The 19,897-nt window shown below is 68.7% G+C and carries 20 protein-coding genes; 11 read left to right on the top strand and 9 right to left on the bottom strand.

Annotated elements, in window-relative coordinates; translation table 11 throughout:
• Window positions 1-16 precede the first annotated feature (16 nt).
• Both G4H71_RS17375 and G4H71_RS17370 read left to right on the top strand, forming a co-directional pair.
• Window positions 17-310, top strand: a complete 294-nt coding sequence (locus G4H71_RS17375) for a hypothetical protein (protein WP_072736688.1) — start codon at window positions 17-19, stop codon at window positions 308-310.
• A gap of 188 nt (window positions 311-498) precedes the next feature.
• Window positions 499-1,467, top strand: coding sequence for a YhaZ family DNA alkylation repair protein (locus G4H71_RS17370; protein ID WP_217631306.1), 969 nt, complete (start codon window positions 499-501; stop codon window positions 1,465-1,467).
• Here the strand turns inward: G4H71_RS17370 and G4H71_RS17365 are convergent.
• From G4H71_RS17365 to G4H71_RS17350, 4 genes are all read right to left on the bottom strand, one after another.
• Window positions 1,464-1,745, bottom strand: a complete 282-nt coding sequence (locus tag G4H71_RS17365) for a DUF3017 domain-containing protein (RefSeq protein ID WP_072736591.1) — start codon at window positions 1,743-1,745, stop codon at window positions 1,464-1,466. The two genes, G4H71_RS17370 and G4H71_RS17365, sit on opposite strands and share 4 nt — an antisense overlap.
• A gap of 1 nt (window position 1,746) precedes the next feature.
• On the bottom strand, window positions 1,747-2,619 hold the full coding sequence (locus G4H71_RS17360) for a bifunctional methylenetetrahydrofolate dehydrogenase/methenyltetrahydrofolate cyclohydrolase (protein WP_174561817.1): 873 nt from the start codon (window positions 2,617-2,619) through the stop codon (window positions 1,747-1,749).
• Between the two features lie 116 nt (window positions 2,620-2,735).
• Complete coding sequence (locus G4H71_RS17355) at window positions 2,736-3,338, bottom strand: pentapeptide repeat-containing protein (protein WP_072736593.1); 603 nt, start codon at window positions 3,336-3,338, stop codon at window positions 2,736-2,738.
• A gap of 45 nt (window positions 3,339-3,383) precedes the next feature.
• Window positions 3,384-4,388 carry a LacI family DNA-binding transcriptional regulator gene (locus G4H71_RS17350; RefSeq protein WP_072736594.1) on the bottom strand — a complete coding sequence of 335 codons (1,005 nt, stop codon included), beginning with the start codon at window positions 4,386-4,388 and terminating at the stop codon, window positions 3,384-3,386.
• Window positions 4,389-4,614: 226 nt separating this feature from the next.
• On the opposite strand from G4H71_RS17350, the gene G4H71_RS17345 reads away from it, so the two are divergent.
• From G4H71_RS17345 to G4H71_RS17330, 4 genes are all read left to right on the top strand, one after another.
• Window positions 4,615-5,922 carry an amidohydrolase family protein gene (locus G4H71_RS17345; protein WP_169847114.1) on the top strand — a complete coding sequence of 436 codons (1,308 nt, stop codon included), beginning with the start codon at window positions 4,615-4,617 and terminating at the stop codon, window positions 5,920-5,922.
• 60 nt (window positions 5,923-5,982) lie between these two features.
• Window positions 5,983-7,401 carry an FAD-binding oxidoreductase gene (locus G4H71_RS17340; RefSeq protein WP_072736596.1) on the top strand — a complete coding sequence of 473 codons (1,419 nt, stop codon included), beginning with the start codon at window positions 5,983-5,985 and terminating at the stop codon, window positions 7,399-7,401.
• 53 nt (window positions 7,402-7,454) lie between these two features.
• Window positions 7,455-8,663: an ABC transporter substrate-binding protein gene (locus G4H71_RS17335; RefSeq protein WP_246442025.1), complete on the top strand. Its 1,209-nt coding sequence runs from the start codon at window positions 7,455-7,457 to the stop codon at window positions 8,661-8,663.
• Window positions 8,664-8,749: 86 nt separating this feature from the next.
• Window positions 8,750-9,214: a tRNA (cytidine(34)-2'-O)-methyltransferase gene (locus G4H71_RS17330; RefSeq protein WP_072736597.1), complete on the top strand. Its 465-nt coding sequence runs from the start codon at window positions 8,750-8,752 to the stop codon at window positions 9,212-9,214.
• A 46-nt stretch (window positions 9,215-9,260) separates the two neighbouring features.
• On the opposite strand, the gene G4H71_RS17325 is transcribed toward G4H71_RS17330, so the two are convergent.
• Window positions 9,261-10,157 (bottom strand): LysR family transcriptional regulator, encoded by an 897-nt coding sequence (locus tag G4H71_RS17325; RefSeq protein ID WP_072736598.1) that lies wholly within the window; start codon window positions 10,155-10,157, stop codon window positions 9,261-9,263.
• A gap of 106 nt (window positions 10,158-10,263) precedes the next feature.
• Here G4H71_RS17325 and G4H71_RS17320 point away from each other — a divergent pair, with 106 nt between their 5' ends.
• Window positions 10,264-11,337, top strand: a complete 1,074-nt coding sequence (locus G4H71_RS17320; RefSeq protein ID WP_072736690.1) for an SLAC1 family transporter — start codon at window positions 10,264-10,266, stop codon at window positions 11,335-11,337.
• Here G4H71_RS17320 and G4H71_RS17315 read toward each other — a convergent pair.
• On the bottom strand, window positions 11,291-11,599 hold the full coding sequence (locus G4H71_RS17315; RefSeq protein ID WP_072736599.1) for a rhodanese-like domain-containing protein: 309 nt from the start codon (window positions 11,597-11,599) through the stop codon (window positions 11,291-11,293). The two genes, G4H71_RS17320 and G4H71_RS17315, sit on opposite strands and share 47 nt — an antisense overlap.
• Before the next feature lie 125 nt (window positions 11,600-11,724).
• The gene (locus G4H71_RS17310) at window positions 11,725-14,970 is read right to left on the bottom strand and encodes an error-prone DNA polymerase (protein WP_072736600.1); all 3,246 of its coding nucleotides are present in this window, start codon (window positions 14,968-14,970) and stop codon (window positions 11,725-11,727) included.
• Between the two features lie 194 nt (window positions 14,971-15,164).
• Here G4H71_RS17310 and G4H71_RS17305 point away from each other — a divergent pair, with 194 nt between their 5' ends.
• The 4 genes from G4H71_RS17305 (at window position 15,165) to G4H71_RS17290 (ending at window position 19,023) form a co-directional block, all read left to right on the top strand.
• Entirely contained in the window at window positions 15,165-15,536 is a 372-nt protein-coding gene (locus G4H71_RS17305; protein WP_072736601.1) for a DMT family transporter, read from the top strand.
• Window positions 15,536-15,856 (top strand): DMT family transporter, encoded by a 321-nt coding sequence (locus G4H71_RS17300; protein ID WP_072736602.1) that lies wholly within the window; start codon window positions 15,536-15,538, stop codon window positions 15,854-15,856. Before G4H71_RS17305 ends, G4H71_RS17300 begins: the two co-directional genes overlap by 1 nt.
• A 15-nt stretch (window positions 15,857-15,871) precedes the next feature.
• Window positions 15,872-18,259 carry an FdhF/YdeP family oxidoreductase gene (locus G4H71_RS17295; protein WP_072736603.1) on the top strand — a complete coding sequence of 796 codons (2,388 nt, stop codon included), beginning with the start codon at window positions 15,872-15,874 and terminating at the stop codon, window positions 18,257-18,259.
• 65 nt (window positions 18,260-18,324) lie between these two features.
• On the top strand, window positions 18,325-19,023 hold the full coding sequence (locus G4H71_RS17290; protein ID WP_072736604.1) for an SDR family NAD(P)-dependent oxidoreductase: 699 nt from the start codon (window positions 18,325-18,327) through the stop codon (window positions 19,021-19,023).
• Between the two features lie 15 nt (window positions 19,024-19,038).
• Here the strand turns inward: G4H71_RS17290 and G4H71_RS17285 are convergent, their stop codons facing one another.
• Together G4H71_RS17285 and G4H71_RS17280 are read right to left on the bottom strand one after the other, a co-directional pair.
• A complete protein-coding gene (locus G4H71_RS17285) occupies window positions 19,039-19,377 on the bottom strand; it encodes a thiamine-binding protein (RefSeq protein WP_072736605.1) in 339 nt (112 codons plus the stop codon).
• A gap of 72 nt (window positions 19,378-19,449) precedes the next feature.
• On the bottom strand, window positions 19,450-19,857 hold the full coding sequence (locus G4H71_RS17280; RefSeq protein WP_072736691.1) for a DUF1761 domain-containing protein: 408 nt from the start codon (window positions 19,855-19,857) through the stop codon (window positions 19,450-19,452).
• Between the last annotated feature and the right edge of the window lie 40 nt (window positions 19,858-19,897).

Below are 19,897 nucleotides of genomic sequence, written 5' to 3'. Positions count from 1 at the left end.
AGAAGGAGTGCACGCGATGCCCCCAACGATCGAGTACGTCCGTTTCGACGCCTCCGACCCGGATCTCCTCCTCGCAGGGCGGGAATCTCTCATCGAGGTTCTCCGAGAGCGGTACGGCAGTGATTTCCTCGGCGCGCACCTGGCCCGCACCGACGACGGGTCCCTGATGGACTTCCTCATCTGGTCCTCACCCGAGGCTGCCGCGCGCGCAGCCGAGGAAATGCCCCGGCACGAACGAACACAGGGCTTCTTCCGCCAGATCGGCCACGTACACGAGATGCGGCACGGCGCGGTCCTGCACACCGCATAGTCGCCGACCACCGAGGAATCCGGACGCCGAAGGAGGCTGGGGGCGTGCCCACCGCAGACGAGTTGTTGAATGCACGATCAGTCTTCGCTCTGAGCACATGTCTGCGCCGAGCAGGCGGCGGGCCGACCCGCACGCTACTCGGATGCGCCTCCCGCCTCGGCGGTCTGCGGTTCTCGGAGCGTGTCACGATGACACGCGACGCGATCCTCACGGACCTACCTTCCGAGTTCCCCACTTTCGCCACTGTGCTGCGCGCGGCACTGGACCAGAACGACTTCACCGGATGGATGACTTTCCCGGTGAACGAAGCGGTGGCTGTCCGGGGAGCGGAGTCAGCCGATCGCGCACTCGAACTGCTCGCCGCCCTGACACCGCGGCTTACCGCCGAATCCGCGATTCGGCCGTTCTTGCGGGCTGACCTCGACCTCACACTTCGTACCGCGGAATCCTGGACGAGCAACCCTGATCCACATGTCCGTCGGCTCGCCAGTGAGTCGACCCGACCACGCCTGCCGTGGGCAGTGCGTGTTCCCGAATTGACCGCGAACCCCGCGAGAACCAGAAAGATCATCGACGCTCTGCGCTTCGACGACTCCGAATACGTACGCAGATCGGTGGCGAATCATCTCAACGACGTCAGCCACCACGATCGCGACCTCACGATCGACATCGCCGCGGGGTGGGCCCGCCAGCCCGACGACTTCACCCCCTCGGTTCTTCGCCGCGGCCTGCGCACTCTTGTCAAGAAGGGGGACCCCGAGGCACTCCGTCTCCTCGGATACGACGCCGACGCCCCGACACATGTCGTCGGCCCGGAACTCACCGACTCCCGCGTCACGGTCGGAGGACACCTCGAGTTCCGCTATTCCGTTGCCAACGCCGGATCCCAGACGGCAGCCTTCGCGGTCGACTACGCCATTCACTTCCGCCGCGCCGACGGCACCCATTCGGTCAAGGTGTTCACCCTGAGCCGACGGGTCCTGGCCCCGGGGGAGCAATGGTCGGCACTCCGCCGACACAGCTTCGCGCCCCTCACGACTCGGCGATACCACCCTGGCTCGCACCGTGTCGGCCTGCAGATCAACGGCAGACCCCACGGGCTGGCTCATTTCGACGTCGCCGAACCATCGCATGGCCGTCCCGCTCCGGACCGTTAGCCGGTCCCCAGCGGATCGATCGAGATGGCCAACCACACGATCGCGCCGCCGACCGCGGTGAGGGCGGTCACGTCGAATGGCTTGCCCCGCACCGCCAGCAGCCCCGCCTGCTCCTCCGAGAGCACCAGTCGCAGTACGGCAGCGACCAGTACGGCGGCACCGAACACGAGCGCTCCGCGCCGCCAGCGATCCGCTGCCACCAGCACGAGAGCTGCCACGATGACCGCGAGCACGACGAGGATCGCGAAGTTCCTCTTCACGAGCGCCCCGGCGGTCACGTCAGCTGGGTGTCGAGGCGAGGTCGGCGGCGATCCGCTCGGCGCGCTCGACGACGTTGGTGAGCAGGAAGGCGCGGGTGAGCGGGCCGACACCTCCCGGGTTCGGCGACAGCCAGCCGGCCACTTCGTCGACTCCGGGTGCCACATCGCCGCGCAGTCCGTCCTCGGTGCGGCTGACGCCGACGTCGACGACCGCTGCGCCCGGCTTGACCATCTCCGGGGTGATCAGTCCCGGCACGCCGGCGGCGGCGACGACGATGTCCGCGCGCCGCACCTCCGCGGCGAGGTCCCGGGTGCCGGTATGGCAGAGGGTGACCGTGGCGTTCTCACTCCTGCGAGTGAACAGCAGCCCGATCGACCTGCCGACGGTGATCCCGCGTCCCACGACCACCACGTTCGCTCCCGCGATCGGGACGTCGTAGCGGCGTAGCAGGTGCAGAATGCCGCGCGGGGTACACGGCAGCGGTGCCGGGGTGCCGAGGACCAGTCGGCCGAGGTTGACCGGGTGGAGTCCGTCCGCGTCCTTGGACGGGTCGATCCGTTCCAGAGCGCTGTTCTCGTCCAGCTGCTTCGGCAGTGGAAGCTGCACGATGTAGCCGGTGCATTCGGGGTTCGTGTTGAGTTCGTCGATCGTGGCGTCGAGCTCGGCCTGGCCGATGTCTCCCGGCAGCTGGCGCGCGATCGAGGTGATCCCCACCTTGGCGCAGTCGGAGTGCTTGCCGCGGACGTAGGCGGCGGAGGCGGGGTCGTCGCCGACCAGCACGGTGCCCAGTCCCGGGACGACGCCGCGCGCTGCCAGCGCACTGACACGCGTCTTCAGGTCCTCGAAGATCTCGTCACGGGTCGCCTTGCCGTCCAGGAGTGTCGCAGTCACGGCCCCCATTGTTTCATGCCGTGGTTCGGTGCCGCCGCTCCGTCTCGGGGCCCTTCTTCGTGTCCCGCCCCGGTACCCGTCGTTGCCGCGGCCCAGCGGCATCGGTGACCGGCGAATCAGTTCTCGACCAGCAGACCGTGCGCCGCGGCGTACGCGACGGCCTGGGTCAGGTCGATTCGGGCGCGGTTCAGGGACGCCGTGGTCCACAGGTCTGCCCCGACATGAGCCCCGCGCAGGTCCGCGTCGTCGAGGTTCACCCCACCGGTGCGAGCACCGAACAGGTCCGCCGAACACAGCGTCGTCTTGCGCATGTCCGTCCGCACCAGGTTGGCCTCCCGGAATCGGCAGTCCGTGAAGTCGACACCGCGGAGGTCGGCGCCCCCGAGCGAGGCGAGCGTGAAGTCCACCTCCTCGACGAGCATCGGCCTCATCCGACACTGGTCGAACTCCGACCCGAGGAAGCTGCATCCACGAAATTCGCTGTGCCACAGTGTGGTTCTGGTGAACCTGCAGGACCGGAATGCGGTGAGTGCATGCACGGAGTCGCCGAGATCCGTCCCGGTGAAGTCGCAACGGGTGAACACCACCGAGCGGGTGTGCAACTCGCCGAGATCGGCGTCCCGGAAGGTGCAGTCGGTGAAGTGCCTGTTCTCCCATCGCTGCCCGGTGAGCCGCGCCTCCGAATAGTCCTCGCCGACGACCTCGTCCACCGCATCCATTCCTTCATCATGCACCCGCACGGAGACACCCCAGGAAGGCGGGAGTCAGTCACGCACGACGAGCGTGGCAGCGAAGGTCCGGGATTCGGGTAGACGGCCGGTCCGCAGTTGTTCGACGAGCATCCGGGTGGCTGCGACCGCCTGCTGCTCACGCTTGGTGTCGACCGCGGTCAGCGGCGGGTTCGCGTGCCTGGCCAGCAGGCCCTCGGACGTCACCACCCGAATGTCCCGGCGGACCCGGCCCGGCGCCGAGGCAAGTTCCCCGATCGCCTCCGCCCCTCCGACCGCGAGTGAATCCAACGGTACGTAGACCGCGTCGACCTCGGGGTGGGCGGTGAGCAGTTCCGCCATGGCGCGTTTCCCGCTCTCCGACCGAGACACACCGGTGGGGGCAACCGCGACCTTCGGGGAGAAGCCGTGTGCCGCGCACCACGCGAGGTAGGCGCGGTGGGTGCCGGTGGCGATGTGCCGTCGGCTGCCGTCGACGACGAGCGCGGGATGCGCGCAACCGCGAGCGAGGAAGTGCGCCATCACCACCTCGACGGCGCTCGCCCGGTCCAGGGCGACCGTCGCCATCTCCGGGGACTCGTCCGCCCCGCCCACGACGACCGCGGGCAGACTCCGCTGGAGCAGAGTGGCGACGATGCCGTCACTGGGGTCGGGGTCGATCGCCAGCACGCCGTCCACCGCGAGGTTCGCGGCCCAGCTCTGCTGATCCGACGGCGGCACCAGCACCAGGGCGTACCCCTGACGGAGGCACTCGTCGGCCGCCGCGAACGCGGCGCGGGTGTACCAGTCCAGCCGCCCCTCCCGGTCGGCACCCTCGTCCGCGAGCAGGGACGCGACCAGTGCGATCGTGTTGCCCGTCCCGGTCCGCAGCGCACGAGCCCGCGGATCGGCGCGGTATCCGAGCCGGTCCGCGACTTCCCGGATGCGGGCCCGAGTGGCGTCCTCCAGCCGTCCCTTGCCGTTGAGGGCGTGCGAGACCGTGGCCACCGACACCTCGGCGGCAGCGGCCACGTCGCGGATGGTGGGTCTCCGCGCTGCCATACCCGTCCTCTCGCCGGCGACGCCGCCGGATCGTCCGATGTCCGATCAGGAGCCTACCCCCGCGCCCTGGCCGGTGGCTAAACGATTTGGCAACGTAGCTGCAACCCGGATTTACGTCCGCGCAACGCTGGTACCTCACCCTGGGTGCACACCGCTGAAAAAACGTTTAGGCACTGTCCGAGAACCTCCGAGTTCGGTCCGACCACTTCCGGGAGCCGAGTTGCCGATGAGAGTGACATCCACCCGCGCCAGAACCGTCTTCGACAACGGGATGATCTACCCGGTCCACGATCCCGGAGCCGCACCCCGGCTCGGCCACCTCGTCGTCGAGGCCGACGGCACGATCTCCCGCACCGCACCCGGCACCTTCCCCGAAGACGAGGCCGCGCCGGCCGACACGCGTGTCGATCTCGACGGCGCCCTCGTCCTCCCGGGCTTCGTCTCGGCACACAGCCACCTGTGGCAGAGCGTGTTCCGCGGCATCGCCGACGGCTGCTCCACGATGGGATGGATCGATCGCCTGCACAAGCGATTCGGCCCGCACCTCGCGGACGAGGACATGTACGCGTTCACCCGGCACGGCTACGACGACCTGCTACGGCACGGAATCACCACCGTGTGCAACCACACCCACGACTTCGGGCACGGCCCCGTCGAGCAATGGCAGGCCGCCCTCGACGTACCCGCCCGCACGGTGTACTCGTTCTCGTCGACGCGAGAGGCCTCCGCGGACGAAAGACTCGGCGACATCGACAAGTTCGCGCACCTGACCCGCGACGACCGGCACCGCGTCCTCGGGATCTCCGTCAACACCACCGGCCTGCTCCCGGTCGCGGCGATGCGCGAGGAAGCCACGCTGCTCCGCGAGCTCGGATTCGGCCTGCACGCGCACTACCTCGAGGACCCCACCGTCGCCGCGGAGCAGCAGGCGTCGTTCGACGACCTGCTCGCCGCGGGGCGAATCGGCCCCGACACGCTGTTCGCACACTTCATCCACACCACACCCCGCATCCGCGACACCTGCGCCGAGGCCGGAGCGGCGATGGTGTGGAATCCGCTGTCCAACGGTCGCCTGGGCTCCGGTATCCCGGATATCCCCGGATACCGGGACGCGGGCCTGCGGATCGGTATGGGCGTCGACGGGCAGGCGAGCGCCGACGTCGCCGACCCCTTCCAGAACATGCGCACCGGCCTGTACCTGCTGCGGGCGCTTGCCCGCGACGCCACTGTTCTCGACGCCCACGGAGTGCTGCGCATGCACACACTCGGCAGTGCCGAGATCCTCGGAATCGCAGATCGGGTCGGCAGCCTCGAGGTCGGCAAGTTCGCCGACTTCCTGGTGATCCGTCCACCGGCGCCGCTGCCGCCCGACCGGCTCGATCTGTGGGCCTTCGCGGTCCTCGCCGTGTCCGCGGCCGACATCACGGACGTCTACCTCGGCGGCACGCGCGTCGGCGGCGGACCCACCGACCGTGATCCGGACGCCGAGCACGACTGCCGGGACCGCGCCCGCCGCCTGTACCGGACCGCCTGAGCGGCTCGACTCCACCCTGTTCCACCCGACCCACTGTCCGCCTCACCGTCAGGAGCACCCGTGTCCGTCACCACCGTCGACCCCGGATCACTCGCACGACTCGCAGAGGATCTGGGGGACATCACCCATTCGTCCGAACCCCGTCTTCTGCGTGCCAAGAGCCGCGACCGCTTCGCGCAGAGCCCCATCCTGCGAGAGGTGTTGCGCGGCAAGATCGCCGACATCTACATCGCCCCCGGAAGCAAGGCGGAACTGCGTACCGTCGTCGCCGCCTGCGCCCGGCACCGCATCCCGATCACCGTCCGGGGCGGCGGCACCGCACAGTTCGGCCAGGGTGTCCCGCTGAGCGGCGGCGCCGTCGTCGACGTCACCGGGGTCACCGGGATCGTCGCGCAGCGTCTCGGCACGGTGCGAGCGCTGTGCGGCACCCTCGTCGCGGACATCGATGCGGCGATCCGTCCCACCGGCTGGGAGTTGCGCATGCACCCGTCCACCACCCGGCAGGCGACGATCGGTGGCTATCTCGCCGGCGGACACGCCGGGATCGGCAGCTGCCACTGGGGAATCCTGCGCGATCGCGGCAACATCACGGCGATCGAGGTGATGACGGTCGAGGAGGAGCCCCGTCTGGTGGAACTGGTCGGCGCCGACGTCAACACCGTGCACCACGCGTACGGCGCGAACGGCATCATCACCGAGGTCGAACTGCCCACCGCGCCGGCGTGGACGTGGCAGGAGCTCGTGATCTCGTTCCCCGACTTCGCCTCCGCCGCCCGCTTCTCGGTGGAGATCTGCCGTAGCGAGGGGGTGCTGAAGAAACTCGTGTCGCTGCACGCCGACCCACTCCCCACCTACTTTCCCGATCTGGCCGGATTCGTCCCGCCGGGGCACGCGATGGTGCTGGCGATGGCGGCCGAGCAGTCGATGCCCGACGTGGAGGATCTCGTTCGCGAGTGCGGCGGGAGCATCGGGTACCGCTGCGACGAGGGCGCCGGGGTCTACGACTGCCCGTTGTACGAATTCACCTGGGGGCATTCGATGATGCACTACCAGCGGCTCGATCGCGCGTTCATCGGATTGCTCGCGATGTTCCCCGCCGACACACTGCTCGAATCGATCATGGCGGTCCACACGGAGTTCGCCGCCGTCGGGCCGATGCATCTCGAGATGAAACGGTTCGAGGGTGGACTGTCCGCCCAGGGCTCCCCGGTCTTCGTCTTCGAGAGCCAGGAGCAGGTCGCCGAGATGACCACTCGGCTGCAGGAGGCCGGGCTGTCCATCGCGAACACGCACACACCGACGTTGCGGGCGAGTGGCATGAAGCCCTGGGCGGAGGTCGAGTCCCGGTTCAAGCGCATGACCGATCCCCACGGCCTCCTCGCGCAGGGAAAGTCGGACGACGAGAAGGAGGACGACATCAGTGCGTCCACCGCACTCCCGAATTCCGGCTGGTCCTATCGCACCGCGACACCCTCCTGATCCGTCCCTCGATCTTCCCCGATCCCGGCCGTCCCTCACCCCCAGGAGGATTCATGTCCCACTCCAGTTCCTCGCATCGCCGGCACCTCGGCGTCTCTCGCACCGGCGTCTCTCGCACCGGCGCCTGCTCACTGGCCGCGCTCACCGCCGTGGCCCTCGCCGGCTGCGGCAGCGACGCCGCTTCCGAGCCGGCCGCGTACGACGGCCCGATCGGCGCCGTCGACCTCTCGCAGGACTGCCCTGCAACCGTCGTCGTCCAGACCGGCTGGAACCCCCAGGCCGAGACCGGATTCATGTACCACCTCCTCGGCCCGGACCCGGCGATCGACGCCGACCTCAAGCGCACGAGCGGGCCCCTGTTCGCGGACGGCGAGTACACCGGTGTCGATCTGGAGATCCGGGCCGGCGGGCCGGCGATCGGGTTCCAGTCCGTCACCTCACAGCTCTATCAGGATCCGGACATCCTGCTCGGCTTCGTCGATGCCGATCACGCGGTGTCGAACTACGCGAGCACCCCGACGATCAGTGTCCTGGCACCGACCGAGAAGAGCCCGCAGATCATCATGTGGGACCCGGCGACCTATCCGCAGGCCCGCACGATCGCGGATCTGAAGTCCGAGGACGTGACCGTGCTGTACCGGCAGGACGAGCCGTACATAGACTACCTCACCGGGTCGGGAATCCTGTCTCCGGAGCAGGTGGACGGCAGCTACGACGGCACGCCGTCGTACTTCGTCACCGCGGGTGGCGCCAACGCGCAGCAGGGTTTCGCGAGTTCGGAACCCTACGTGTACGAGAACGAGGTCGAGGGCTGGAAGAAACCGGTCGCCTACGAACTCGTCCACGACGCGGGGTTCCCCACCTACAAGTCGACGATCTCGGTGCGCAGCGACCGGCTCGACGAGACGTCGGCGTGCCTCGAGAAGCTGGTGCCGGTGATCCAGCGAAGCATCGTCGGATACCTGGAGTCCCCCGACCACGCGAACACGATCATCGTCGATTCGGTCGCGGCCTACGACACCGGATGGGTGTACGACACGGGTAATGCGGCGTACGCGGTCAGCACGATGCGCGAGCTCGGGCTGGTGGACAACGGTCCCACACCCGCGCTCGGGGACTTCGACCTCGAGCGGGTGGCCGAACTCGTGGACATCCTCCGTCCGATCTACGCGGCCCAGGGCCTGACGATCCCCGAGGATCTGACACCCGAGGATCTCGTGACGAACGAGTTCGTCGATCCGTCCGTCAGCTACACCGGCTGATCGCAGGACCGTGGTGGCGGGTCGATGCCTTCGCGGCGTCTCGACCCGCCACCTTTTCCGCGTCGCTGTCTCCCTATGCTGTTGCGGTGTTCCGAGTGATGTTCCACGAACCCCGCATTCCCCCCAATACGGGGAACGCGATCCGCCTGGTCGCCGGGACGGGGTGCGAGCTGCATCTGGTGGGGCCACTGGGCTTCGACCTGTCGGAGCCGAAGCTGCGGCGTGCGGGGCTCGACTACCACGACCTCGCCTCGGTCACCGTGCACGCCGACCTCGCTGCGGCGTGGGCCGCGATCGGCGACGCACGGGTGTTCGCGTTCACCGCACATGCCGAGACGTCGTACACGGACGTGGAGTACCGCGAGGGCGACGTCCTCCTGTTCGGACCCGAGCCCACCGGACTGTCCGCGGAAGTGCTCGACGACCCACACGTCACCGCCCGTCTGCGCATCCCCATGCTGCCGGGGCGCCGCTCGCTCAACCTGTCGAACGCCGCCGCCGTCGTCACCTACGAGGCGTGGCGTCAGTTCGGGTTCCCGGGCGCCACCTGACTTCTCGCCCAGTCGTCACCCGCGCCCGTCACCCGACCGCGCTCCGTCAGGTCGTCGCACCGAGCGCGATGTCGAAGAAGTCTCTCGAAGCGCCGTGCAGTCCGCGCACCGGATCCCAGATCGCGGTCAAACGGCGCGGAAGCTGCAGACCGTCCACCCCGACCGGCACCAGCCGCCCGTCCTTGACGTCGGTCGCGACCGCCAGCGAGGACAACACCGCCGGGGCGTTGCCCGCCACGACCGCCGCCTTCACCGCGGTGCAGGAGGTCAGTTCGAGCAGCGGCGGAGCGCAGTCCGGGACGGCGTGTTCGAGGGTGATCCGCGTCCCGGACCCCGGCTCGCGCTGGATCAGCGGTGTCGCGGCCAGTTCGGCGACGGGGATCGGGTCCCGTGCCACCCAGTCGTGCCCGGGTGGCACGACGACGACGAGCCGGTCCCGGGCCACTTCCCTGGCCGCGAGGCCGGCCGGGATCTCCGGTCCCTCGACGAACCCGAGGTCGACCTCCCCGGCGAGTACCCGGGCGGCGACCTCGGTCGAGTTGTGCAGTTGCACCGAGGTGACGACATCGGGGAAGCGGTGACGCATCGTCACCGTCCAGGCGGGGAGCAGGTACTCCGCGATGGTCATGCTGGCGGCCACACGGACGCCGCCGCGGCGCTCGCCGCGCAGTGCCGCCACCCCGGAGGCCAGCTCCTCGGCGGCGTCGAGGATCCGGGTCGCCCATTCGAGGACGAGTGCGCCCTCGGCGGTCGGCCGGACGCCGGTGGCTCGCCGGTCGAAGATCTTGATGCCCAGCCGCCGCTCGGCCGAGCGAACCCTGGCACTGACCGCCTGCTGGCTGAGTCCGTGTTCGCGGCCGGCCGCACCCATGCTGCCGAGCCGCTCGACGGACAGCAACACATCGAGGGCATCGAGGTCGGGGACGCGGGGAGACAGGGGCACCGAACGAGCCTACCTGCGAAGACCTCCCCCGTCACAAATTCGAGTTGTGGGCCGCCAACAGCGTGACCTCTACCGGCGGGCACCCGTCACCGGCACCGTGAGAAGCATGACCCCGAACTGGTTCGCCTCCGTCATGGGGACCGGAATCATCGCCGTGGTGGCTGCGGCCGGCCCGCAGACCACGGCGCTGCACGTGACCGCCGAAGTGTTCTGGATACTCTCCGCGACACTGTTGCTGGTCGTCGGAACGGCCCACCTCCATCGCTGGGTGGGGCGCACCGACGACGCCCGTGCGGACGTGCACGACCCCGCGATGTTCCCGTTCTTCGGTGCCGTATCCATGGGGTTGCTCACGGTGGGGGCGGCGTCCGGGTCGGCGGGACGAGCACTCCTCGGCGACCACCCTTCGGTGGCGCTGGCTGCCGCGCTCTGGACCGCCGGGACTCTGCTCGGAGCGGTCACCTACGTGGAGATGGTGCGCCGGTTGCGGGGTGGGTACCCGGCCGATCCGGTCCCGGCGTGGCTGATGCCGGTGGTCCCGCCGATGGTCTCCGCCGCGACCGGGGCCGCACTGGTCGCGCACCTCGACGGCGCGGCACGAGTGGCGTTCCTCGCCCTCTGCTACGTCCTGTTCGCCGCGGCTCTCGCCGCTGCCGTGGCGGTGGCCGTGCCGATTGCCCGGCGGCTCCACCGCCGCGGGTTGCCCCGGGGGCCGGTGCTCCCCACACTGTGGATTCCGCTCGGGGTCGTCGGGCAGTCGGTGGCCGCGGCGAATCTCCTCGGCACGGTGTCCCACCGCGGCGGCCTGCACGCGTTCGGGATCGGATACGGAGTCGTGGTCGGCTCCGTGGGTGTCGCGGGGATCGCGGCGCTGACGGTGGTCACCCTGGCCGCATTCGTCCGCGGTCTCGACTACGCACCGACCTGGTGGAGCTTCACGTTCCCGCTCGGGACCTGCGCACTCGGCGCCACCGCACTCGGTGCCGCGCTGGGCTCGGAGGCGATTCGCGCCTTCGGACTGGTGTTGTGGGGCGTGCTGTGCCTGGTGTGGGCCGCGGTCGCCGCTGCGACGGTCCGATCCCTCCTCGCCGTGCCGGCGAACGCGGCGGGCGAGGACGGAGACGTGCCGGGCGTCAGACGCCGGTTTCGACCGGTCGCCCCGACTGCATCCAGGCGGTAGTTCCGCCGGAGACCGAGACCGCGTGGATGCCGCGAGCCTCGAGATACTGGGCGGCCTGCAGACTGCGTCCGCCGACGCCGCAGATCACATAGACGGTATCGGCATCGGGGATCTCGCAACACCGCTCGACGAACTGGCTGAGCGGGATCAGCGTCGCGCCGGGGACCCGCAGTTGTTCGTACTCGTCGGCCTCGCGGACGTCGATCACCGGAGCGCCGTCCACCATGGCGGCTTCCAAGGCACTCAAGCCCACTTCAGTCATGCCTGTTTCCTGTTCTCGGCCTCACGGCACGAGTTCTCGTCCCGTGGGTGTCCTACAAAACCCATGCGACGGTACGCCTGGACGCGGGCCGAATCCAGCCCCGCTGTTCCACGGGCCGGGAATCGTCATCGAAAATCCCTGGACTTGCTCCGAATCCTCAGGTCCATGAGTTGCAGCCGGTCCGCCACCACCGTCACCGCGCCCTCGGCGTTCTGTACCTTGCCCCGCACCAGCAGCGCCGCGGCGGTATTGGCCAGCTTCCGGTACTTCGCCCACACACCCACCGAACACACCACGTTGACCATGCCGGTCTCGTCCTCGAGATTGACGAACGTGACCCCGGCGGCCGTCGCCGGGCGCTGCCGGTGGGTGACCGCACCACCGACCAGCACCCGGTCCCCGTCCGGGACGTCGAGTAACCGGGCCGCCGGGATCACCCCGAGCGCATCGAGTTGCGGTCGCAGGAACTCGGTCGGGTAGCTGTCCGGAGACACCCCGGTGGCCCAGACGTCCGCGGCCGCCAGTTCGACGTCGCTCATCCCCGGCAGGGTGGGCGCGCGGGTGGACGCACCGAGACCCGGAAGCCGGTCGCTGCGCTCGCCCGCTGCGGCCCCGGCAGCCCACAGCGCCTCCCGGCGCCCGAGACCGACTCCCCCCAGTGCTCCTGCCGTGGCCAGGGACTCGGCCTGGGGGACGCTCAGTTCCACCCGGCCGGTGAGGTCGAGGAAGGACGTGAACGGACCGCCCCGGTCCCGGGCCTCGACGATCCGCCGGGCCAGGGGTTCGCCGATGTGGCGGACCTCGCCGAGCCCGAGTCGGACCACCGTCCCTTCCGATTCCACGGTGGCGTGGGCGAGGGAGGCGTTGACGTCCGCGCCGCGGACCGTGACCCCGTGTCGCCGCGCGTCGGCGACCAGCGACTGCGGAGTGTAGAAGCCCATCGGCTGGGCGCGCAGGAGCCCCGCGCAGAAGATCGCGGGATGGTGCAGTTTGAACCACGACGAGTAGAAGACGAGCGACGCGAAGCTCTGCGAATGGCTCTCCGGGAAACCGAAATTGGCGAATGCATAGAGCTTCTCGTAGATCCGGTCCGCCACTTCCCCCTCGATGCCGTGCAACTCGCGCATGCCTCGGTAGAGCCTGTCCCGCAATCGTTCCATCTTCTCCGTGGACCGTTTGGAACCCATCGCCCGGCGCAGCTGATCCGCCTCGGCGGGGGTGAATCCCGCGGCGTCGACGGCCATCTGCATGAGCTGCTCCTGGAAGAGCGGGACACCGTAGGTGCGTTGCAACGACGGCTCGAGACAGGGGTGGTCGTAGACGACCGGCTCGAGCTTGTTGCGGCGGCGGATGTACGGGTGCACCGATCCGCCCTGGATGGGCCCCGGGCGGATGAGCGCCACCTCGACCACCAGGTCGTAGAAGCGCCGCGGTTTGAGACGCGGAAGGGTGGCCATCTGGGCCCGCGACTCCACCTGGAACACCCCCACCGAATCGCCCCGTTGCAGCATCTCGTAGACCGCCGTCTCGGACAGGTCCAACTGCGCGAGGTCGACCTCGATCCCCTTGTGCTGCGCCGCCAGGTCGATCATGTAGTGCAGAGCGGACAGCATGCCCAGCCCGAGGAGATCGAACTTCACCAAACCTGCTGCCGCACAGTCGTCCTTGTCCCACTGCAGCACGCTCCGGTTCTCCATCCTGGCCCATTCGACCGGGCACACGTCCGCGATGGGACGGTCGCAGATCACCATGCCTCCCGAGTGGATGCCGAGATGCCTCGGATAGCCCTCGATCTGCGCGGCGAGCTCGAGCACGGCGGGTGGGATGTCGGTGCCGGTCTCCTTGTCGACCCCGGACCATCGGCCGATCTGTCTGCTCCAGGCGTCCTGCTGTCCCTGGGAGAACCCGAGTGCGCGCGCCATGTCCCGGACGGCGGACTTGCCCCGGTAGGTGATCACATTGGCGACCTGGGCCGCGTAGTCCCGCCCGTACTTGGTGTAGACGTGCTGAATGGCCTCCTCGCGCCGGTCGGATTCGATGTCGAGATCGATGTCCGGTGGCCCGTCCCGGGCCGGTGAGAGGAAGCGCTCGAACAGCAACTCGTTGCGCACCGGATCCACGTTGGTGATCCCGATCGCGAAGCACACCGCCGAGTTCGCAGCCGAACCCCTTCCCTGGCAGAGGATGTCGTTGGCCTTGCAGAACTGCACGATGTCGTGGACGACCAGGAAGTAGCCGGGGAAGTCCATGGTCTCGATGACGTCCAATTCGTGTTCGATCTGCCGGTAGGCGGCCGAGTTCTCCGCGGGCGTCCCGTAACGCCGATGCGCCCCGGTCAGTGCGAGTTCCCGCAACCATCCGGCCTCGCTGTACCCGTCCGGGACGTCGAAGGGCGGCAACTCCGGGGCGATGAGGTCCAGGTCGAAGGCGCACTCGAGGCCCAGCCGCGCGGCCTCGCGCACCGCCTCGGGGTATCGCGCGAACAGTTGCGCCATCTCCTCCCCCGACCTGAGGTGCGTTCCTCCGGTGGGCGGCAGCCTGCCGACCGCGTCGTCCAGGCTCTGCCGGCCACCGACGGCCGCCATCGCCATCGCCAGCCGGCGCTGCTCCGGACGTGCGAAATGCGCCGCGGTGGAGGCGATCGTCGACAGCCCGTGACTGCGTGCCAGGGCCGCGAGGGCCGCATTACGCTCGTCGTCGGTGGGTATCCCGTGCCGGGTGAGCTCGACCGTCACCCGGTCCGCGCCGAAACGGTCGACCAACTCTCGTAGCCGCACCGCAGCCGCGTCCGGCCCGGATTCGGCGAGGGCGTGCCGGACATGGCCCTTCCGGCAGCCGGTGAGGATCTGCCAGTGCCCACCTGCCGCCTCGGTCAGCTCGTCCAGGTTGTAGTGGAGCACCCCTTTCGCCCCGCCCGCCAGATGCGCCGCCGCGATCTGGCGGGACAGCCGGCGATAGCCCTCCTGCCCCCGCGCCAGCACCAGCAGGTGCCCGTCGTCGAGGGTCAGCTCGGACCCGAACACGGTCGGCATCCCCCATTCGCGTGCGGCCTCGGCGAACCGGACCACTCCGTAGAACCCGTCGTGATCGGTGAGGGCGAGCGCCTCGAGCCCGAGTTGCGCCGCCTCCTCCACCAGTTCTTCCGGGGAGGCGGCACCGTCGAGGAAGCTGAATGCGGAGTGCGCATGCAGTTCGGCGTAGGGCACCGCCCCGGTTCGGCGCCGCGCCGCGCCGACCCGGTATTCGCCTCTACGCCTCGACCACGCCGGGCTGTCCCCGCCATCGCCCGGGCTGTCCGGCTCCCGTCCGGGGCGACCGGACAGCACCCGCTCCATCTCCGCCCATGTCGGCGGACCGTTTCCCCAGCCCATTGCTGCCCCTCCTGCCTCGGTCACACGATTTCTCGCCACCGCTTCTCGGGCCGACCGCCGATTTCTCCGACTGCCGGGCTTCTCGACGATGCCGGAGGGGAAGGACATCTGTTCGAATGTACGTTCGATGATACGGTGCGGCTGCGTCGGGAGCAACTGTGCGAGCGCCGACGATCTCGGGGAGAGTGCAGCCTGTGAACAGATGGGCTTTTCTCGCCGGAGCCATCGCCTGCGAGGTCACCGGATCACTGTCCCTGAAGGCCGCACTCGACCATCCCGGGTGGTACGTCCTCGTCGTGCTCGGCTACGTCAGTGCCTTCGTCCTTCTCGGATTCACCCTGCGGGCGGGCATGCCGCTCGGTGTGGCCTACGGGATCTGGGGCGCGGTCGGTGTCGCCCTCACCGCGGCGGCAGCCGCCGTCCTCTTCGCCGAGCCTCTCACCCTCGTCATGGTCATCGGGATCGTGCTCGTGGGAGTGGGCGTGCTCTGCGTGGAGATCGGGTCACAGATCGCCCACCGGTCCGCCGTGTCCACCGTGTCCGCCGAGCCGGGGGCGACTCACTGATGGCCGGCGTCTTCCTGATCTGTGCCATCGTCGCCGAGGTCACCGCGACCCTGTCGCTTCGTGCCGGAGTGGGCGGCCGCCGCGCGTGGTACCTGGTCGTGGTGGTCGGCTACCTCCTGGCGTTCGGGTTCCTGTCCCTCACTCTGCGCGCGGGCCTCCCCCTCGGCGTCGCCTACGGCATCTGGGCCGCCGTCGGCGTGGCCGTGACGGCCGTCGCGAGCAGATTTCTCTTCCGGGAACCGCTCACCGTGGTGATGGGCATCGGTATCGTCCTGATCATGGGTGGGGTACTGCTGATCGAGACCGGCGGCGCGCACTGAGAGAGAAGGCACACGATGCACCAGCCCATCGACCGCGACGGCCGGGACGGCGACTACGACGAGGCCGATCTCGAGATCCGACCACCTGCCGACCACGCGGTGGGACCCACCGCCGTGGCCGTGGCGATGAAGCGCTCGCTCGAGCACATGGGCATCGTCCGCACCGCGGAGACACTCCGCGAGGTCAACCAGGTGGACGGGTTCGACTGTATGAGTTGCGCGTGGCCCGATCCGGACCCGGGACATCGGCACCCGGCCGAGTTCTGCGAGAACGGCGCGAAAGCGGTCGCCGAGGAAGCCACCCGGATGAGGGCGACGCCGGAGTTCTTCGCCCGGCACTCCATCGCCGAGCTCGACACCCACAGCGAGTACTGGCTCGGTCAGCAGGGACGGATCACCCACCCGATGATCAAACGCCCCGGTGGCAGCCACTACGAACCGCTCGGATGGGACGAGGCCTATGCGCTGATCGCCTCACACCTCACCCGGCTCGACAACCCCGACGAGGCGATCTTCTACACCTCGGGCCGCGCGTCCAACGAGGCCGCGTTCGCCTACCAACTGTTCGTGCGGGCGTTCGGGACCAACAACCTGCCCGACTGTTCCAACATGTGCCACGAGTCCACCAGCGTCGCGCTGCAGGAGTCGATCGGCATCGGCAAGGCCAGCGTCACCCTCGACGACGTCTACAACGCGCAGCTCATCATCCTGCAGGGCCAGAATCCCGGCACCAATCATCCCCGCATGCTCACCGCGCTCGAGAAGGCGAAGCGGAACGGCGCGAAGATCCTGTCGATCAATCCACTCCGCGAGGCGGGACTGATCCGCTTCAAGAACCCGCAGGCAGCCCGCGGGGTGATCGGACACGGCACCGAGTTGTCGGACCTGCATCTCCAGATCTCCGCCAACGGCGATCTCGCACTGCTCCAGGCGATCGGCTCGCTGCTGGTCGAGTGGGACGCACTCGATCACGACTTCATCGACCGGTACACCGTCGGCTTCGACGAATGGCAGCGGCATGTCCGCGACGTCGACTGGGACGTCGTGGCCACCTCGACCGGCCTGAGCCGCGACGAGATCACCGAGGCCGCGCGGATGCTCCGCGATTCCGACGCCACGGTGTTCTGCTGGGCGATGGGGCTGACCCAGCACCGCAACGCCGTCGCGACCATCAAGGAGGTCACCAATCTCGCGTTCGCCCAGGGAAATATCGGGAAGCCGGGTGCCGGGCTGCTCCCGGTGCGCGGGCACTCCAACGTCCAGGGCGATCGCACGATGGGGATCTGGGAGCGGCCGCCGCAGCACTTCCTCGATGCGATCGAGCGTGAATTCGGGTTCGACCCGCCGCGCGAGCACGGGCTCGACACCGTGGACTCCATCCGCGCCATGCGCGACGGCAAGGCACACTTCTTCCTCGGACTCGGCGGGAACTTCGTCCAGGCCGCCCCCGACACCGAGGTCACCGCGGCGGCTCTGCGGAAAACCCGGATGACCGTACACATCTCGACGAAACTGAATCGCTCGCACCTCGTCTGCGGAGACACCGCGCTGATCCTGCCCACCAAGGGACGGTCGGAACAGGACATCCAGGCCGGTGGGCCGCAGTTCGTCTCGGTGGAGGACTCGACCTGCGCGGTACACGCGTCGCGCGGGCCACTGAAACCCGCGAGTGACCAACTCGAGTCGGAAGTCGGCATCGTCTGCCACATCGCCGAGGCGACACTGGGCGATCGCTACGGCCTGGACTGGACGGGGATGCGGGAAGACTACACGAACATCCGCACCCACATCTCCAAGGTCGTGGCCGGGTGCGAAGGCTACGAGGTGAACGTACGACGACCCGGCGGCTTCATCCTGCCCCATCCGCCCCGCGATTCCCGGACTTTCGAAACTTCCTCGGGGCGTGGCGAGTTCGCCGTGTCTCCGATCGAGCTGCTCGCCGTTCCTCCCGGACACCTGATCCTCCAGACCCTGCGCAGCCACGATCAGTTCAACACCACGGTGTACGGGCTGAGTGACCGCTACCGCGGTGTCGAGGGAGGAAGGCGCGTGGTGTTCCTGCACCACGACGACATCGCCGCGCTCGGGTTCGACGACGGCGACCTCGTCGACCTGATCACCACGTGGGACGGAGACGATCGCACGCGCTGCGCCACCGCTTTCCGCATCGTCGAGTACGACATCCCTCGCGGGTCGGCAGCGGCCTACTACCCCGAGACCAATCCGCTCGTCCCCCTCGACTCGACTGCCCGCAAGAGCAACTGCCCCACGTCCAAGTCCGTCGTGATCTCCCTGGAGCGCTCCGGGACACCTCGCGAGGAGTGCCGCGTGGAAGGTACCCAGAGCGCACTCGGTGCGGACTGGTCCCACAAGTCCGAACCGGAGCCGCACTACCTGTCCTGAGAGTGCGCTGACCCGTCCCGTCCTCCTCTGCTCGACGGCGGTGAACGCTGTGGGAGACTCGGCGAATGCGGATACTCGTGGTCGGCGCGAGCAGAGGGCTCGGCCGGGCCGTGGTCGACGGGCTGGCCGGTGACGGTCACGACGTCACCGGTGTGTCGAGGACGCGCCCGGCCGTGGTCGAGGCGCAGTGGATCGAGGCGGACTTCGGCGTCCCCGGACGCGCGGCGGAGTCCATCGCCGATCAGGCACCCGACGAACTCGACGTGATCATCTACAACCTCGGTATCTGGGAGGCAACGGCGTTCACCGACGACTACAGCTTCCTCGCCCAGAGCGCCGAGGCGACCGAGGCCCTCGTCGCCGCCAACGTCACCGGCCCCCTTCTCGTCCTCCGCAGGCTGCTTCCCCGTCTCCTCGACAGTGCGCAGCCGAAGATCATCCTCACCGGTTCCACCTCCGGCCTACCTCGGAGCGGGCGTCCGGAGGTCGCCTTCGGCGCGAGCAAGAACGCACTCAACGGCATCGCCGACGCCCTCCGCGAGAATTATCGTGAGCAGCGGCTCGCGGTCACGGTGCTCCAACTCGGCTACCTCAACACCGACGATCCCCTGCACACCCCGAAAGCGCGTGCTGCAGAGGCAGGAAGGGGAACGCAGATCCCGGTACACGACGTGCTCGACGTCATCAGGATGCTCCTCGGGCTCTCCCCGGCATCGTTCGTTCGTGAACTCGTGATGCCCGCGATACTCGACGAACGTTTCTGATCACCCGAGCATCGCTCACTCTCGGGAGCGCCCCGAGTCGTCCCTCGCCCGGCTCTCGTCGATCGCGGCCTCCAGACGCTCGACTTTCCCGTCGATCTCCCCCTCGTGGCCGGGGCGGATGTCGGCCTTGACGACCAGCGAGATCCGGGATCCGAACGGCGCCACGGCTTCGGTCGCGCGCTTCACGACGTCGAAGACCTCGTCCCACGATCCTTCGATCTCCGTGAACATGCTGGTGGTCTTGTTCGGCAGGCCGGACTCCCGGACCACCGTCACCGCGGCAGCGACGGCGTCGTGCACGGAGCCGTCCGCCCGGCCGGTCCCGGACGGGGCGACGGAGAATGCAAGCAACATCGTGATTCCTCCCTGCGTCGGCGTGTGAAGCAGTGTGTCGGCGGGCGAGCCGGGCGACGCACGTCGCCATTCTTACCGGAGCAGCCCGACGGCGAGAGCCATTCCCAGGAACAGCACCAACTGATATGCGGTGTTGATCACGGTGAGCCGGGTCGGCTTCTGCTCGAAAGCATTGTGCTGCACCAGAGTCGTGAGAGAGAACCCCAACCAGGCTGCGAGCCCGACGGCCAGGTCGAGCCAGAGCGAGTCACGGTCGAAGAAGCCGGCGGCGACGGAACACGCGGCAGCGAGTACCACCGCCGTGACGAAGATCGACACCAGGAGAACCGCGAACGGGCGCTTGCCTGCCTTCTTCGAGTCTTCCTCGGTGACGCCGGTCAGTTCTCGCCAGACTCCCACCAAGGCCCAGCCGTACCAGACTCCTGCTATCGCCATCCCGACCACCGTTGCCACCACCACGGCAAGCCAGCTGATACTCATCTCCACGTGGATCCCCTCCCCTGCTCGACACCCCGCCCTC

The sequence above is a fragment of the Rhodococcus triatomae genome, from assembly GCF_014217785.1.
Classification (GTDB): Bacteria; Actinomycetota; Actinomycetes; order Mycobacteriales; family Mycobacteriaceae; genus Rhodococcus_F; species Rhodococcus_F triatomae.
Note: the sequence above shows the minus strand (reverse complement) of the source record. Positions and strands in the feature narration are given on the sequence as shown.